The following is a 15,904-nucleotide window of genomic DNA, read 5'->3' on the forward strand; positions in this document are numbered from 1 at the left end:
CGACCGAAGAGCCAGGATACTGGACCTTTCGCTGTCGGCCCAATCCGCCTGCCTGCTACAGGCCCCGGCCCTGCTCGTAGGCCCTCAGCTGCTCCGGCGTGATCATGCTGGTGTCGAAGAGGCTGGTCTCGTCGAGGGCGTACGACTGCTGCTGCTGATGCTGCTGGGCCGCCTGCTGCTGGGGGTCGTAGACGGGCTGCTGACCGGTGTCGTAGCCCTGGTAGGCGGCGGCGTACGGATCCGCCTGCTGGTAGCCGTAGGGGTCCTGCTGGTAGCCGTACGCGTCCTGCTGGGCGTAGACGGGCTGCTGCTGGGGGTAGCCGTAGGGATCCTGCGCCACGGGCTGCTGCATGGGCTGCTGGTCGTACTGCGGCTGCTGCTGGGAGGGGATCACGGGCTGCTCGGCCTGGGCCGCCTCCGCCTGGGCGTCCTGGTCGGCGAGGGCCGCGAGGTCGGCCAGGTAGTCGGCGTCGCTGGAGTGCTGGAACGTCGTGTTGTCGTCGGCCAGGGCGCCGAGGGCGTCGGAGGCGATCCTGCCGTGCAGCTTGGCACGGCCCTTGCCGACGGCCTCCAGCGTCTTGGCGAGCACTGCCTCGAAGGCGCCGAGCTTGACGTCCACGTAGGCGTCGGCGTCCCGGCGCAGGGTCTCGGGGTCGTGACTGCGCTCGGGGGCGTCCTCGTCCTCGTATCCCTGCTCGTCCAGGCCGGGGCCGGTTCCGAGCAGCTTCTCGCGGCCGCGGCCGACCGAGCCGAGGGTCTTGGTGAGGACGACCTCGAAGTTGGCGAGCTTGGAGTCGACGTAGTCGTCGGCGTCGGCGCGGACCTCCTCGGCCTCCTGGCGGGCCTCGGCGAGGATCCGGTCGGCCTCGGCCTGGGAACGGCGGGCCACCTCGGTGTCCGAGATCAGCGAGCCGCGCTCGGCGTGCGCGGTCTCGATGATCCGCTCGGCCTCCATGCGGGCCTGCTCGACCATCTGGTCACGGCCGCCGATCAGCTCCTCGGCCTGCGCGAGCGAGCCGGGCAGCGCCTGGCGCAGTTCTTCGAGCATCGCGAGCAGCTCGGCGCGGTTGACCACGCACGACGCCGACATGGGCATGGACCGGGCGCCGGAGACCGTGCCCACGATCTCGTCGAGCTTCTTCTGCACGTCCACCTGTGCTCGCCACTCTCTACAGCTGGGTTGGAGACGGACGAGACGACTGTAGCCCCATCAGTCCTTGCCGAGACGCTTGTTGAGGGCCTCCAGAACGGCCGGCGGAACCAGGTGCGCGATGTCGCCGCCCCACTGGGCCACCTCCTTGACCAGCGAGGAGGAGAGGAAACTGTAGGTCGGGTTAGTCGGCACGAACAGGGTCTCGACGCCCGAAAGGCCGTTGTTCATCTGGGCCATCTGCAGTTCGTAGTCGAAGTCGCTGACGGCCCTGAGGCCCTTGACGATGGCCGGGATGTCGCGCTGCTTGCAGAAGTCCACGAGGAGGCCGTGGAACGCCTCGACGCGGACGTTGCCGTAGTCGGCGGTGACCGTGCGGATCAGGTCGATCCGCTCGTCGATCTCGAACAGGCCCTTCTTGGACTTGTTGATCATCACCGCGACGTAGACCTCGTCGTAGAGGCGGGACGCACGGGCAATGATGTCGAGGTGTCCGTTGGTGATCGGGTCGAACGACCCGGGACAGACGGCGCGGCGCACTTGAGATCCCTCGCTCTCCGGTCCGGTCATCGTGCGTCTTCGCACGTAGCGGCGGCGCGACCGTACCAAAACGTTCCCTCGCCGTAGCGACGGGACCGGAGGCCTTCGAAACCGGCCGGCCAGTCGAAAACGCCACCCCTGGTGCTGCGCTCCACGGTGACGAGAGCGTCCGGCGCGAGCCAGCCCCCGGAGTGGAGTGTGAGGAGAATCTCCCGAAGATCGTCGTCCGTGACGGCGTACGGAGGATCGAGGAAGACGATGTCGTACGGCTCTGCGGGTGCCGGGGACCGGACGATCTGCTCGGCCCTGCCCGCTCTTACCTCGGCCCCGGGGAGCCCCAGATTCTTTACGTTTTCACGGACGACGCGGGCGGCTCTCGGTTCGGCCTCCACCAGGAGGGTGTGGCCGGCACCGCGGGACAGCGCCTCCAGGCCCACGGCGCCCGAGCCGGCGTAGAGGTCGAGGACGCGTTCGCCGTCCAGGGGGGCGCCGAGGAGGGACTGCCAGGTGGAGAAGAGGCCTTCGCGTGCGCGGTCGGAGGTGGGGCGGGTGCCTGTGCCTGGCGGCACCGTCAGCCGACGTCCACCGGCTGCGCCGGCGATCACGCGGGTCATGGGGGGGTCCTTCTTCGAGGGCGGCTTGACGGGTTCAGTTTGGCAGGCCTACCGGGGTGGGTGCCTGGTCTGGGACGGCGGCTGCGGGTGCGATGTGGCCGGTCGCGCAGTTCCCCGCGCCCCTTTACGTAGGGCAGCTTCACCCCTTTTCCAAGTACTGCTCCCTCTCCTCGTCCAACAGGGCGTCCAGGGCCGTCCGGAGACCGGGGAGGTCGGTCAGCTCAGGGTCCTTCGCGACCAGGGTGGTCGCCTCCTCCCGTGCCTCCGCGATGATCTCCTCGTCCTCGATCACGGCGAGGACGCGGAGGCTGGAGCGGGCGCCGGACTGGGCCTGGCCGAGGACGTCGCCCTCTCGTCGCTGCTCAAGGTCGATCCTCGACAGCTCGAAGCCGTCCAGGGTGGAGGCGACCGCCGTGAGGCGCTGGCGGGCCGCGCTCGCGTCCGGCATCTCCGTGACCAGGAGGCAGAGGCCGGCGGCCGAGCCGCGGCCCACCCGGCCGCGCAGCTGGTGGAGCTGGGAGACGCCGAAGCGGTCGGCGTCCATGATGACCATGGCGGTGGCGTTGGGGACGTTGACGCCGACCTCGATGACCGTGGTGGCCACCAGGACGTCCGTGTCGCCGGCGGCGAAGCGGCGCATCACCGCGTCCTTGTCGTCCGGGTGCATGCGGCCGTGCAGGACCTCGACGCGGAGGCCGTTCAGCGGGCCCTTGGCGAGGTGGTCGGCCACGTCCAGCACGGCGAGCGGGGGGCGCTTCTCCGCCTCGTCCTCGGCGGACTTCTTCGCCTTCCCCGGGTCGTCCTCCTCGTCGCCGATGCGGGGGCAGACGACGTAGGCCTGGTGGCCGTTGCCGACCTCCTCCCTGACCCGTTCCCAGGCGCGGGCGAGGAAGTGGGGCTTGTCGGCGGCCGGGACGACGTGGGTGGCGATCGGGGACCGGCCGGCCGGGAGCTGGTCCAGGACCGAGGTCTCCAGGTCGCCGAAGACCGTCATCGCCACCGTGCGGGGAATGGGGGTGGCGGTCATGACGAGGAGGTGCGGGGGCTGCTTGCCCTTGCCGCGCAGCGCGTCGCGCTGCTCGACTCCGAAGCGGTGCTGCTCGTCCACGACCACCAGGCCGAGGTCGTGGAACTGGACCTTGTCCTCGATCAGCGCGTGTGTGCCGATCACGATGCCCGCGTCCCCGGTGACCAGGTCCAGCATCGCCTGGCGGCGGGCCGCCGTGCCCATCGAGCCGGTGAGGAGGGCGACCTTGGTCGCGTGCTCCGCGCCGCCGAGCATGCCGCCCTCGGCCAGCTCGCCCATCATCTCGGTGATCGAGCGGTGGTGCTGCTGGGCCAGGACCTCGGTGGGGGCGAGCATGGCCGCCTGACCGCCCGCGTCGACGACGGCGAGCATCGCGCGGAGGGCGACCATCGTGTTGTGCGTGACGGTGAAGTTGTCGGTGACATACGCGTGGCTCGGGTGAGCGACGCTGATGCACTGGACCGGCTTCCGTCCCACGTGTTCCACAGTGCGGATGCCCCGACGGAAGGTGTCGTACTTCGCACGTGGACGTAGGCGTTCGACCTTGCGGGTAAGCCGGAACGGCGGGTAGCCGTCGGGTAGCGCCACCGAGACGTTGAAAGCGGCCTTCTCGGGCAGAACACGCGCCCGGCCCCCCAGGGAGCGCACGAGCCAGGCCACGTCGTCCGCCAACGTCGGCGAGGCCGAGCACAGGGAAATACCCAAGCCGTTCTGATCAACCGTACCGTCGGTGTCCATGAGCCCCTGCAGGAGGGCGAGGCGGTTCTTGATCGACGTGTTCTTGAATTCGGCGGGAATGAACTTGCCGTGCGACGTCAGCCCCCAAAGACCCAGATCACGCAAGATCTGGATGACCGGGTTACGGGCACCGCCCGAACGTCGGGTCAGCTGAATGGTGTAATCGCACCGCGAACCGGTCACCGGGACGAGCCGACAGTCCGGAGCCAACGCCGCCACCAATGCATCGCGAATCTCCGCGTCGACGGTGGAAAACCGCAGATTGTGCCGGAACGAGCCGTCGCCCAACAGGAGCCCGAAAAGGTAGGGGTCCAGAGGAAGACCGGAGTCGCCGCCGAGATCCACGGGGGTCGCCGCCGGGATGTACCACTTCGACGACCCGTCGGCCTTGAACAGATCGTGTCGGATTTCCCGGGTAGTCATCACCTTGGGGGGCTGACCACGGTCCCAGCCGCAACTCGTGCCGACGATCCAGAGGTGTTCGTCATCGCATTCCACCGAACTTCCGTCGGAGAGCACGACGCGCCACACATCCCGCTCCCCCTGCGGAAAGACCCCGTCGACCAGAGCGATCTCTCCTGCGGGCACAACGACCTCGTCGCCCACCCCCAGGTCCCCCATCCGACGGAAACCGCGGGGGGTGAGCACAAGCGAGTCCAGGGGTTGAGCTTTCCCGGAACCCACCTCCCCCTGCAGCAGCCGGTGCATCGGATGTTCCGTCGCCAGGTCGTCGAAGATCTCCTTCGAGACCTTCTGCTGGCCGTCCGTGAGGGTGAAGGGGAGGCGGTCGTCGAAGGCCGTGAGGAGGCCGTCGGGGGACGGTCTGCGGGCCAGCGCCGGGAGCAGGGCGTCGGCGTGCCGGCGGCGGGCCAGGGCGACCTGGAGGACGAAGGCCTCGTCCCACTTGAGGCGGTCGCGGGCCGCCGCGATGTCCGCCTTGGTGTGCGGGCGGTGGATCTTGAGGAGGGCTTCGGGGAGGGAGACCAGGCCGCGGCCTTCGCGGAGGGGTGGGGGGAGGGGGTCCAAGGCCTCCTGGGCGCTCGGGAGGACCGTCTGGACCGCCTTGCCGATCTTCCAGGACTCCAGTTTGGCGGTGGCCGGGTAGAGCGGGATCAGGGCTCCGGCCCAGGTCTCCACGGATTCGGCCGGGTCGTCACCTTGGAGCAGCTCGTACGCCGGGTGGGCCAGTTGCAGGCGGCGGTTGAAGACCGAGACCTTGCCGGCGAACATCGCGCGGGTGCCGGGCAGGAGTTCCTTGTGGGGTTTGTGCACGCCGTTGCCGAAGAAGACCAGTTGGAGCCGGCCGCTGCCGTCGGTGATCGTCACCTCCAGGCGCTGGCCCTTGCCGCGGGGCGCCTTGGCGGAGGCGAACGTGTGCAGGCGGGCGTCGGCGACCATGGCGACCACCGTCACGTGCTCGTCCATGGGCAGGTCGGCGAGGTGGGTGAGCTGGCCGCGCTCCTCGTATCTGCGGGGATAGTGGTGCAGGAGGTCGCCGACGGTGTGCAGGCCGAGATGCTCGGCCATCACCTTTGCGGTGGCTGGGCCGAGCACTTTCTTCAGTGGTTCTTCCAGTGCGGGCACGAGATCCATTGCACACCACGTCACTGACAATGCCGTATATGTCTCGGGAAACCCCTGGTCAGGCGGCCGTTTTGAGTCATAGGATGGCGCGCTCCGGCCATCCTTCCGCGGTCACCGCCCCACCAGGGACCGCCCGACCCCGCGCCGACCACGTCTCCCCCCTCCGGCGCTGCGACGATGGACTCCCAGACCTCACAGTCATCCCAGGCATCACAGTCACCTCATACGTTCCAGGTCGACCTGCGTGGTTTGGTGGACCTGCTCTCCCATCACCTGTACTCCAGCCCCAAGGTCTACCTGCGCGAACTGCTGCAGAACGCCGTGGACGCGATCACCGCGAGACGGGCCGAGCAGCCCGGCGCCCCGGCGCGGGTGCGGCTGTACGCGGACGGCAGCTCGCTCCGGGTGGAGGACAGCGGCGTCGGGCTCACCGAGTCGGACGTGCACAGCCTGCTCGCCACGATCGGGCGCAGCTCCAAGCGGGGCGACGGGCTGCAGGAGGCCCGCTCCGACTTCCTGGGCCAGTTCGGCATCGGGCTGCTGGCGTGTTTCGTGGTCGCCGAGCGGATCCGGGTGGTCAGCCGCAGCGCCCGCACCCCGGACGCGCCGCCCGTGGAGTGGACGGCCCGGGACGACGGGTCGTACACCGTGCGGACGTTGGCCCCCGAGGCCCGGCCCGAGCCCGGTACCACCGTGTACCTGGTGGCGCGGGCGGGTGCGGCGGAGTGGCTGGACGAGCGGCGGGTGCTCGCGCTGGCGCGGGACTTCGGTTCGCTGCTGCCGTACGACGTCCGGGTGGGCGACGAGGCGGTCACCGACCTGCCGGCGCCCTGGGACCGGCCGTACCCCTCCCCCAGCACCCGGCGGGTGGCGCTGGCCCGGCACTGTCACGAGCTGTTCGGGTTCACGCCGCTGGACTCGATCGCGCTGGACGTGCCGCTGGCCGGGATCCGCGGGGTGGCTTACGTGCTGCCGTCGGCGGTGAGTCCGGCGCAGCGGGCCACGCACCGCGTGCACCTCAAGGGGATGCTGCTCACCGAGCGGGCCGAACAGCTGCTGCCGGACTGGGCGTTCTTCGTGCGCTGCGTACTGGACACGGACAGCCTGCGGCCGACCGCCTCGCGCGAGTCGCTGTACGAGGACGAGACGCTGGCGGCCGTACGGGAGGCGCTCGGCGAAAGGATTCGGTCCTGGCTGACCGGGCTCGCCGCCGGGGATCCGGAACGGCTCTCCGCGTTCCTGTCCGTGCACCACCTCGGGGTGAAGTCGCTGGCCCGGCACGACCCGGAGATGCTGCGGACGATGCTGCCGTGGCTCCCCTTCGAGACCACCGACGGACAGCTGTCCCTGGAGGAGTTCGCGCAGCGGCACCCGGTGGTGCACTTCACGCGGACGGTCGAGGAGTACCGGCAGGTCGCGCCGATCGCCTCCGCGCAGGGCGTCGGGGTGGTCAACGGCGGTTACACGTACGACAGCGAGCTGGTCGAGGCGCTGCCGTCGGTGCGGCCCGGGACGGTCGTCGCGGAGCTGGACGCGGACACCGTGACCGCGCACCTGGACGCCGTGGACCCGGCGGAGGAGCTGGCGGTGGCGGGGTTCCTGGGGGTGGCGCGGGCGAAGCTGGACCCGCTGCAATGCGACATCGTGCTGCGGGCCTTCCACCCCCTCTCGGTCCCCGCCCTGCACCTCGACGACCGCGCCGCCCGTCACGAACAGGCCCGTGCGGAGGCCGAGGAGCAGGCCGACGACCTGTGGGCGGGCATCCTGGGCTCGCTGCGCGGCAGCGCGCCCCGGGCCCGGCTGGTGCTCAACCACCTCAACCCGCTGATCCGGCGGATCAGTGCCCTCAAGGACCCGGAGCTGATCGGCACCGCGACCGAGTCGCTCTACGGTCAGGCGCTGCTGATGGCCCAGCGCCCGCTGCGCCCGGCCGACTCCGCGCTGCTCAACCGCTCGTTCATCGGCCTCCTGGAGTGGGCCACTCATGGGGAAGACGGTCGCTGATGGAGATTGCTGACTTCGACTCGCTGCGCCGGGCGATGGCGGAGAACTCCGAGGAGCCGGAGGGGCCCGCCCGCAACGCGCGCGCGGAGCAGCTGCTGGCGGAGGCCGAGAGGCTGAACATCCCGCTCGCCGTGATCGAGGCGCTCGGGCACCAGCTGAAGGTCTACAACTACAGCTCCGAGAAGGACAAGATGTTCGTCCCGTTCGCGCGGCTGCTGCGGATGTGGGACGAGCGGCCCGAGGACTTCGACGAGTACGAGACGCATTCCCTGCACTGGGTCTTCAAGTGGATGACGGCCGGGATGCTCGACCAGCCGCACATCCCGCTCGCCTCCATCGAGAAGTGGCTGGGCGAGATGGAGCACCGCTACCGGCTGGCCGGGCACTCCGAGCGGGCGGTGCGCAGCGCGGAGTTCAGCGTCGCCGGGCACGTCGGCGACCTGCCGCGCGCGGAGCGGGCGTATGCGGCCTGGCTGGCGGCGGACCGGGACCGGATGGCCGACTGCCACGCGTGCGAGCTGCACGGGCAGGGCGGCTGGCAGCTGAAGAACGGCCGGGACGAGGCGGCCCTGGAGCTGTGGGGTCCGGTGCTGGACGGCGAGTACAGCTGCGCGCACGAGCCGCACACGGTCCTGGCCTCCTCGTTGGTGCCGTTGCTGCGCCTCGGCCGCGTCGACGAGGCGCGCGCGCATCACCTGCGCGGTTTCCGTCTGGTGCGCCCGATGGAGAGCATGCGGGGCGCCTACGCGGACCATGTCGAGTTCTGCGCGCTGACCGGCAACGAGGCGCGCGGTCTGGAGCTGCTGGCGGAACGTCCCGCCTACTTCACGGACACCGGGCAGCCGCGCAGCCGGATGGACTTCCTGGCGGTGGTGGCACTGCTGATGGACCGGCTGACCGGGCTGGGGCTGGGCGGGCAGCGGGTGCCGGGGCCCGCCGGGCGGGCCTGGACCGCCGGGGAACTGGCCGGGCACGCGCGCGCGGAGGCCCTGGAGCTGGCCGCGCGGTTCGACGCCCGCAACGGCACCTCCCACGTCGGCGACCAGCTGCGCGAGCGGATGGCGCAGCAGCCGCTGGTGGACCGGCTGCCGCTGGGTGTGCGGGCGGTGCGGACGGCGCCCGCCGGGCCTGTCGCGCCGGCCGTCCCGGCGCCGGAGCCGTCGGAGCAGCAGTCGTTCCCGGCGCTCCTGGCCGAGGCGCGCCGGCTGTCGGACACGCTCCGGCCGCACGCCCTGGAGGCCTGGGCGGCGGTGGCACGGGCCGCCGAGGAGACCGAGGTGGACACGTACGTCCGCGCGGAGATCGCCGACCACACGGCGATGGGGCGCGGCCCGGAGGGGGTCGGGCTGTTCGAGCGGGCGGCGCAGCTGTACGCGGAGGCCGGCGACGAGGGCGAGGCGATCGCGGCACGCGCGCGTGCCGCCTACGTCCGCGCGCTGTCGGGAGAGCTGGACGAGGCGCTGGCCGCGATCGACGAGCCGTACGACCGGATCCTCGCCCTCTACGCGGACGACGCGACCGGGGTGCGGCAGACGGCGTCCGTGCTGATGAGCCGGGCACGGATCCTGATGCGGCAGGTGCACGACCGGTCCACGGGCGCCGGGGACGCCGAGCAGGCCGTACGGGAGCTGCTGGCACTGGTCGGCGGGCGCGGCGGGTCCGACCTGCGGCTGGTGTCCCGGGCGGCCGAGGGGCGGGCGATGCTCGCCGAGCTGGCCGAGCACGCCGGGGACGGGGAGCGGGCGGGCGCGCTGTTCCGGCAGGCGACGGCGCAGTTCGTGGGCGCGGAGCTGCCGTGGTTCGCGGTCGAGTACGAGGTGCGGGTGGCCGCGCTCGCCCACGAGCAGGGCGACCTCGCCGAGGCGGAGCGGGCGCTGCGTGCGGCGCTGGAGCACGGCGGGCCGTACGTGGAGCCGATCGGACGGGCCCAGCTGCATCTCCAGCTCGCCGAGGTCGTCGGCGGCCGGGGCGCGGCCGAGGAGGCCGCCGAGCACGCCCTGGAGGCGGCGCACTGGGCCGACGAGGCCGGGCAGAGCGGCACCCTGGGCGCCTGGGCCCGGCACCAGCTGGGCGGCTTCCTGCTGCGGCAGGGGCGGTTCGCGGAGGCCGCCGAGGTGCTGGAGTCGGCGCTGGCCGATCTGAGCGCCGAGACGCACGGCGACGGCGCGGTCGTCCAGACCCAGTGGTGGCTCGGGGACTGCCTGAGCGAGCTCGGCGAGCACCACGCGGCGGCCGAACGGCGGCTGCAGGCGGCGGAGATCGCCCGGCACTGGCCCGAGCAGCACGACCACGCCACCCTCGCCCACCTGGCCGCGGAGTCGCTGGGCAACGCGGGGCTGCCCGCGGAGGCGGACCAGGCCTACACGCGCGCGGGTGAGTTGTGGCGGGCGATGGGCAACGTGCACTTCCTGGTGCGTTCGCTGCGGGCCCGCGCCTGGCTGGCGCTGCGGACGGAGGCGGGGCCGGAGGGCGCGCGGAGGCTGATGGCGGACGCGGTCCGGGAGTGCGAGGCGGCGCTGGAGACGGCCGGGGACCCGGCCGCCACGGAGCGGCTCGCCGGTGAACTCGGGCACACCCACCGCCAGTTCGGCGACCTGCTGGCCCGCTCGGTGCCGGAGGACGCGGACGACCCGGCGATCCAGGAGGCGTTCGAGGCGGCGCTCGCGCAGATGACGGCGGCGACAGCGGTGTTCGCCGGGCTCGGCGAGGACGGGCTGCACAGCCGCACCGCCGCGGAACTGGCCGCGGGCTGGCTGGAGGCCGACCTCAGCAGGCCGGCCGCGGCCGCCGCACGCGCGCGTGCGGTGCTGGACGCCTACGAGGGTGCCGACCCGGCCGACGAGACGGTCCGGGCCCGGCGGGCGGAGGCCCGGCAGCTGCTGGAGCCCACGGAGGACTGACCGAGGACTGCCCCGGGGGGCTCACTCGACGCCGATGAGGAGCGGGGCCCCCTGCCGGCCGCCCCGGTAGACCACCGTGTCGACGGCGAGGTACGCCTCGCGCACGCGTGCCTCCAGGCGGTCGGCGACGCCCTCGGGCGCCTCGTCGCCGAGGACGAGGGTGACCAGCTCGCCGCCGGCCTGGAGCATGCGGTCCAGGACGGTCTCGGCGGTGGCCGTCACGTCCGAGCCGATCACCGCCACGTCCCCGTCTATCAGCCCCAGCACGTCCCCGGCCTGGCAGATGCCGGCCATGGTCCAGGACTGCCGCTCCGCGAACACGACCTCGGCGTAGCGGGTGGCGCCGGCCGCCGAGGTCATCTGGACGACGTCCTCGTCGAAGCGGCGGTCCGGCTGGTGCACCGCGAGCGCGGAGATGCCCTGGACCGCCGAGCGGGTCGGGATGAGGGCGACCCGGATGCCCTCCGCGCGGGCCTGTTCGGCCGCGGCGGCCGCGGTGTGCCGCAGGTCGGCGTCGTTGGGCAGCAGCACCACCTCGCGCGCGTTGGCGCGGCGCACGGCGTCCACCAGTTCCCCGCTGGCGGGCGGCTCTCCCGGGCGGGCGAGCACGGTGGTCGCGCCGGCCTCGGTGTACAGCCCCACCAGCCCCTCCCCCGGCACGACGGCCACCACGGCCCGCTGCACCCGCTCGCGCGGCGGCCGCGCCCCGCCGGTGTGCACGTCCCCGGCGCCGAAGTGCGTGATCCGGATCCGGTACGGGCGTCCGGCCTCCACGCCCGCCTCGACGGCGGCGCCGGCGTCGTCGACGTGCACATGGACGTTCCACAGGCCGTCGCCGCCGACCATCACCAGGGAGTCGCCGAGGGCGTCGAGCCGGGTCCGCAGCCGGTCCACGGCGCTGTCCTCGGCCTCCAGGAGGTAGATGACCTCGAAGGCGGGTCCGCCGGGGCGGTCCGCGCGGCTCTCGGCCCGGGCGCCGGAGACCGCGTCGACGTGCGCGTGGACGACGGCGCCCGTCACGCGCGCGTGCAGGTCGAAAGCGGCCGGTGTCTCCCCCGTGAACGCCTCCACCAGGGCCCCGAGCACCGCGACCAGTCCCCGGCCGCCGGCGTCCACCACTCCGGCCCGCTCCAGCGCGGCCAGTTGTCCCGGCGTCGCCGCGAGCGCCTTGCACGCGCCTTCGTAGGCGGCCCGCGCGACCGCCGCGCAGTCGTCCTCGGCCGCGTCGGCGGCGGCCGCCGCGGCCGCCGCGACCGACAGCACCGTGCCCTCGACGGGGTGGGCGACGGCCCGGCGGGCGGCGTCGGCGGCGTGCCGCAGGGCGAGCCGCAGCCGGTCCGCCTCGATGTGATTCGCCTCACCCTCGGTGAGGACGTGGGCCATGCCACGCAGCAGCTGCGCCAGGATCGTGCCGGAGTTGCCGCGCGCGCCTATGAGGGCGCCGTGCGCCATCGCGCGGACGGCGTCGGCCAGGGTCGGCACCTCCTCGCCCAGCTCGTAGCCCGCGAAGACGGCCTCCACGGCCCCCGTGGCCGACTCCACCGTCAGGTACAGGTTGGTGCCGGTGTCGCCGTCGGCCACCGGGTAGACGTTGATCGCGTCGATCTCCTCGCGCGCCCGCCCGAGCGCCCCGAGCGACAGTCCGCACCAGGTGCGTACCGCGAGAGCATCGAAGAATGTCTGCGGCACCTGCGCCACCTGCGCCTCCTTGAGCCGGCCGAACGTGGACGCAGCGTAGACCCCGGAAGGGTGTCCGCCGGAAGAGGGCCGGGGGCGGGCCCCTGAGCTGCCATGCTAGTTTCGTCTAACGGACGCAGCCGTTGTATGCTGCTCCGGTTGCCCGATCCGATCGGGCCATTCCCCTGGCAACGCCACTCAAGATCTCTGATCCCAACGATCTGGATCCCGGCATGCCGGGATCCAACCGTAAGTGCATCTGAAGTCTTTGGAGTGACCCGTGGCTGCCAACTGCGACGTCTGCGGCAAGGGGCCGGGCTTCGGCAACAACATCTCGCACTCGCACCGCCGTACGTCCCGTCGCTGGAACCCGAACATCCAGCGTGTGCGTACCGTGGTCGGCGGGACGCCGAAGCGCGTGAACGCCTGCACCTCGTGCATCAAGGCCGGCAAGGTCTCGCGCTGACGCACTGTCGCTGAGCGCGCGGCCACCGCTGGTTCGCTGCACAGAGCCGGTCCACCTCCGGGTGGGCCGGCTTTTTGCCGTGCCCGGACGGGCCCGGCACCAGGCCTGACAGGCTGATCCCATGTGCTTCGGCATCCTGGGCCCCCTGGACGTACGCACCGGCGACGGCACCCCCCTCGACCCCGGCGGCCCCCGCCCCCGCACCCCGCTCACCCTGCTGCTCCTGGACGCCGGTCGGCCGGTCTCCACCCAGCGCCTCACCGACGGCCTGGACGCACACCAGTTCGAAACCTGGTCCGCGGCTGGGCGCGCCGCCCTCGCCGAGCGGCGCACCGCAGCCGGGACCGGATGTACCGGGTGCTCGCCTCCCGGCCGCCGGCCCGGTTCTTCAAGAGGATGACCGAGAAGGCGGCCACGGACATCAGGCTGCGGGAGTACCCGGCCCCGCTGGGGCCCTGAGGGCCCAGCCGTGGTCCACGGGACCGATGCCGGCGCCGAGCGCGAACCCGGCCGCGATCGCCCCGGTGACGTACTCCTTGGCCGCCGCCACCGCCTCCGGCACGGACTGCCCCTTCGCGAGCTGCGACGCGATCGCGGACGCCAGGGTGCAGCCCGTGCCGTGGGTGTGCCGGTTGTCGTACCGGGGTGCGCGCAGCAGGAGTTCGTCGGTGCCGTCGGTGAGCAGGTCGACGGCCTCGCCGGGCAGGTGCCCGCCCTTGATCAGCACCCAGGCCGGGCCGTACGACAGCACGGCCGCCGCGGCCCGGCGCAGGTCGGCCTCCGACTCGACGTGGACGCCGGTGAGTTGGGCCACCTCGTCGAGGTTCGGGGTGGCGACGGTGGCCAGCGGGAGAAGCCCGGTGCGGACCGAGTCCAGGGCGGAGGCGGCGAGCAGCGGGTCGCCGTGCTTGGAGACGCCGACCGGGTCGACGACCACGGGCGCGTCGGTCCCGGCGAGCAACTCGGCGACCGCCTCAACGAGTTCGGCGGAGGCGAGCATCCCGGTCTTCACCGCGTCGACCCCGATGTCGTCCACCACGCTCCGGTACTGGGCGCGGACGGCCGCCACCGGCAGCTCCCAGGCCCCCTGCACGCCCGTCGAGTTCTGCGCGGTCACCGCGGTGAGCACGCTCATGCCGTGCACGCCCAGCGCGAGCATGGTCTTCAGGTCGGCCTGGATCCCGGCCCCGCCGCCGGAGTCGGAGCCCGCGACCGTCAGTACGCGCGGCAGGCTCACGACTCGATGTCCCCGAAGTGGTCCCAGCCGCCCTTGCTGGTCCAGGGCGCGCCGTCGACGGTCACCTGGGGCAGCGCGGACGGGTTGAGGACCTCGCCGATGACCTTCCAGCGGGCGGGCAGCTTCACGTCCGGCGGGAAGGTCGCCACGATCGCGTGGTCCTCGCCGCCGGTGAGCACCCACTGGATGGGGTCGACGCCGACGGCCTGGCCGATGTCGTTCATCTGGGTCGGGATGTCGATCGCGCCGGAACGGATGTCGATCCGCACCTTGCTGGCCTCGGCGATGTGCCCGAGGTCGGCGATCAGCCCGTCGCTCACGTCGCACATCGCGGTCGCGCCGAGGGCGGCGGCGGCCGGGCCCGCGTGGTACGGCGGCTCGGGACGGCGGTGCGCCTCCACGAACGCCCGCGGCGAGCGGAAGCCGCGGGAGAGCACCGCGTAGCCGGCCGCGGACCAGCCCAGCCAGCCCGTGACGGCGATCAGGTCGCCGGGCTGGGCGCCGGCCCGGGTGACCGGCTCCTGGTTGCGCAGGTCGCCGAGCGCGGTGATGGACACCATGATCGTGTCGCCACGGACCACGTCGCCGCCGACCACCGAGGCACCGGCCACCTGGCACTCGTCCCGGATGCCGTCCATCAGCTCGCTGGGCCAGGTCACCGGGAGTTCGGCGGGTACGACCAGGCCGAGCAGCAGGGCGGTCGGCACGGCGCCCATGGCGGCGATGTCCGCGAGGTTCTGCGCGGCCGCCTTGCGGCCCACGTCGTAGGCCGTGGACCAGTCGCGGCGGAAGTGCCGGCCCTCCAGCAGGATGTCGGTGCTCGCCACCACCCGGCGGTCGGGCGCGGCGACCACCGCGGCGTCGTCGCCGGGGCCGACCCGGACCGCCGGAGTGGTGGTGAGACGGGAGGTGAGCTCCCTGATGAGCCCGAACTCCCCCAGCTCACCAACAGTGCCCTTCATTGCCCTTTCGCCCCTTCTCTGCCTTGCCGTGCCCGCTCGCGCGTCACCGTCGTCCTGGATACGGTCGAGGTGACCGTCAACATCTGTCCTGCCTGCACCCCGGCGCGCAAGCCCCTGTCCGCGCAGGTCTCCCCTCGGTGAGCGGCGACGCGATACCGTGGCGTTCCTTTTCCCCACATGATCCTCGTGGCCGCCCTGGAGGTTCCGTGGTACAGGCGTACATCCTGATCCAGACGGAGGTCGGCAAAGCGTCGACCGTCGCCGAGATCATCAGCAAGATCCCTGGAGTCATCCAGGCCGAGGATGTGACAGGACCGTACGACGTCATCGTGCGCGCGCAAGCGGAGACCGTCGACGAACTCGGCCGGCTGGTGGTGGCGAGAGTCCAGCAAGTGGACGGCATCACGCGCACCCTGACCTGCCCGGTGGTCCATCTGTAGCCCCCGTCTACCCTTGGCCGGTGAACTTCTTCAGTCACCGGCCATTCGGTCTGCCCGCGCTCGCCGCGCTGATGATCGCGGCAGCCGGCTGCTCATCAGCGGACGACGCCCCGTCGGCGGCGGTTCCCAGTCCGGGTGGGGCGGTTGCGACGCTCTGCGATCGCCTTGACCGGGTGCTGCCGACGAAGGTCGACAAGCTGGACCGGCTGGATCCCGAACCGGCCTCGGCGTTGACCGCCGGTTGGGGCGGCGACCCGGCGATCATACTGCGCTGCGGTGTCGAGCGGCCTGCGGAGATGGCTGACGCCGAGGCCGACGGGGTCGAGGTGAACGGCGTCGGATGGCTGCTGGAACAGGAGTCCGACAAATCGTTTCGGTTCACCACGACGTTGCGGAAGGCGTATGTCGAGGTGACGATTCCCGCGGGGCGGACCGGGGACGGCATGGCGCCGCTGGTGAGCTTGGCGCCTGCCGTCAAAAAGGCGATTCCGGAAGGGATCGCCGACTAGGGGGCCGGGCAGCGCCCCGCCAGGGGCGCCGGGGGTACCCCCGGCCTTCGGCCGGG

13 protein-coding genes are annotated in these 15,904 nt (G+C 72.2%); 6 read left to right on the forward strand and 7 right to left on the reverse strand.

The window, feature by feature from the left end:
• Window positions 1–55 precede the first annotated feature (55 nt).
• The 4 genes from AB0472_RS30805 to AB0472_RS30820 form a co-directional block, all read right to left on the reverse strand.
• Entirely contained in the window at window positions 56–1,153 is a 1,098-nt protein-coding gene (locus tag AB0472_RS30805) for an ATP synthase F0 subunit B (RefSeq protein WP_366361169.1), read from the reverse strand.
• 57 nt (window positions 1,154–1,210) lie between these two features.
• Window positions 1,211–1,690 (reverse strand): pantetheine-phosphate adenylyltransferase, encoded by a 480-nt coding sequence (gene coaD / locus AB0472_RS30810; RefSeq protein WP_294004943.1) that lies wholly within the window; start codon window positions 1,688–1,690, stop codon window positions 1,211–1,213.
• A gap of 26 nt (window positions 1,691–1,716) precedes the next feature.
• Window positions 1,717–2,304 (reverse strand): 16S rRNA (guanine(966)-N(2))-methyltransferase RsmD, encoded by a 588-nt coding sequence (rsmD, locus tag AB0472_RS30815; RefSeq protein ID WP_366361172.1) that lies wholly within the window; start codon window positions 2,302–2,304, stop codon window positions 1,717–1,719.
• A 139-nt stretch (window positions 2,305–2,443) separates the two neighbouring features.
• Window positions 2,444–5,662: a helicase-related protein gene (locus AB0472_RS30820; RefSeq protein WP_366361174.1), complete on the reverse strand. Its 3,219-nt coding sequence runs from the start codon at window positions 5,660–5,662 to the stop codon at window positions 2,444–2,446.
• 168 nt (window positions 5,663–5,830) lie between these two features.
• Between AB0472_RS30820 and AB0472_RS30825 the strand changes: the two genes are divergently transcribed.
• Window positions 5,831–7,657 (forward strand): HSP90 family protein, encoded by a 1,827-nt coding sequence (locus AB0472_RS30825; RefSeq protein WP_366361176.1) that lies wholly within the window; start codon window positions 5,831–5,833, stop codon window positions 7,655–7,657.
• A complete protein-coding gene (locus AB0472_RS30830; RefSeq protein ID WP_366361191.1) occupies window positions 7,654–10,557 on the forward strand; it encodes a tetratricopeptide repeat protein in 2,904 nt (967 codons plus the stop codon). Before AB0472_RS30825 ends, AB0472_RS30830 begins: the two co-directional genes overlap by 4 nt.
• 21 nt (window positions 10,558–10,578) lie before the next feature.
• Here the strand turns inward: AB0472_RS30830 and AB0472_RS30835 are convergent, their stop codons facing one another.
• On the reverse strand, window positions 10,579–12,255 hold the full coding sequence (locus AB0472_RS30835) for a DAK2 domain-containing protein (protein WP_366361178.1): 1,677 nt from the start codon (window positions 12,253–12,255) through the stop codon (window positions 10,579–10,581).
• Window positions 12,256–12,514: 259 nt separating this feature from the next.
• Here AB0472_RS30835 and rpmB point away from each other — a divergent pair, with 259 nt between their 5' ends.
• On the forward strand, window positions 12,515–12,700 hold the full coding sequence (rpmB, locus tag AB0472_RS30840) for a 50S ribosomal protein L28 (RefSeq protein ID WP_003993230.1): 186 nt from the start codon (window positions 12,515–12,517) through the stop codon (window positions 12,698–12,700).
• Window positions 12,701–12,821: 121 nt separating this feature from the next.
• On the forward strand, window positions 12,822–13,100 hold the full coding sequence (locus AB0472_RS30845) for a hypothetical protein (protein ID WP_366361180.1): 279 nt from the start codon (window positions 12,822–12,824) through the stop codon (window positions 13,098–13,100).
• A 21-nt stretch (window positions 13,101–13,121) separates the two neighbouring features.
• Here the strand turns inward: AB0472_RS30845 and thiD are convergent, their stop codons facing one another.
• Together thiD and AB0472_RS30855 are read right to left on the reverse strand one after the other, a co-directional pair.
• A complete protein-coding gene (thiD, locus tag AB0472_RS30850; protein ID WP_366361182.1) occupies window positions 13,122–13,937 on the reverse strand; it encodes a bifunctional hydroxymethylpyrimidine kinase/phosphomethylpyrimidine kinase in 816 nt (271 codons plus the stop codon).
• A complete protein-coding gene (locus AB0472_RS30855) occupies window positions 13,934–14,899 on the reverse strand; it encodes a thiamine-phosphate kinase (protein ID WP_093498874.1) in 966 nt (321 codons plus the stop codon). Before AB0472_RS30855 ends, thiD begins: the two co-directional genes overlap by 4 nt.
• 206 nt (window positions 14,900–15,105) lie before the next feature.
• Here AB0472_RS30855 and AB0472_RS30860 point away from each other — a divergent pair, with 206 nt between their 5' ends.
• Window positions 15,106–15,339 (forward strand): Lrp/AsnC ligand binding domain-containing protein, encoded by a 234-nt coding sequence (locus tag AB0472_RS30860; RefSeq protein WP_093498875.1) that lies wholly within the window; start codon window positions 15,106–15,108, stop codon window positions 15,337–15,339.
• A 20-nt stretch (window positions 15,340–15,359) separates the two neighbouring features.
• Window positions 15,360–15,848 (forward strand): DUF3515 domain-containing protein, encoded by a 489-nt coding sequence (locus AB0472_RS30865; protein ID WP_366361184.1) that lies wholly within the window; start codon window positions 15,360–15,362, stop codon window positions 15,846–15,848.
• The last annotated feature ends 56 nt before the right edge of the window (window positions 15,849–15,904 follow it).

Source organism: Streptomyces sp. NPDC086777 (assembly GCF_040702065.1).
GTDB lineage: Bacteria > Actinomycetota > Actinomycetes > Streptomycetales > Streptomycetaceae > Streptomyces.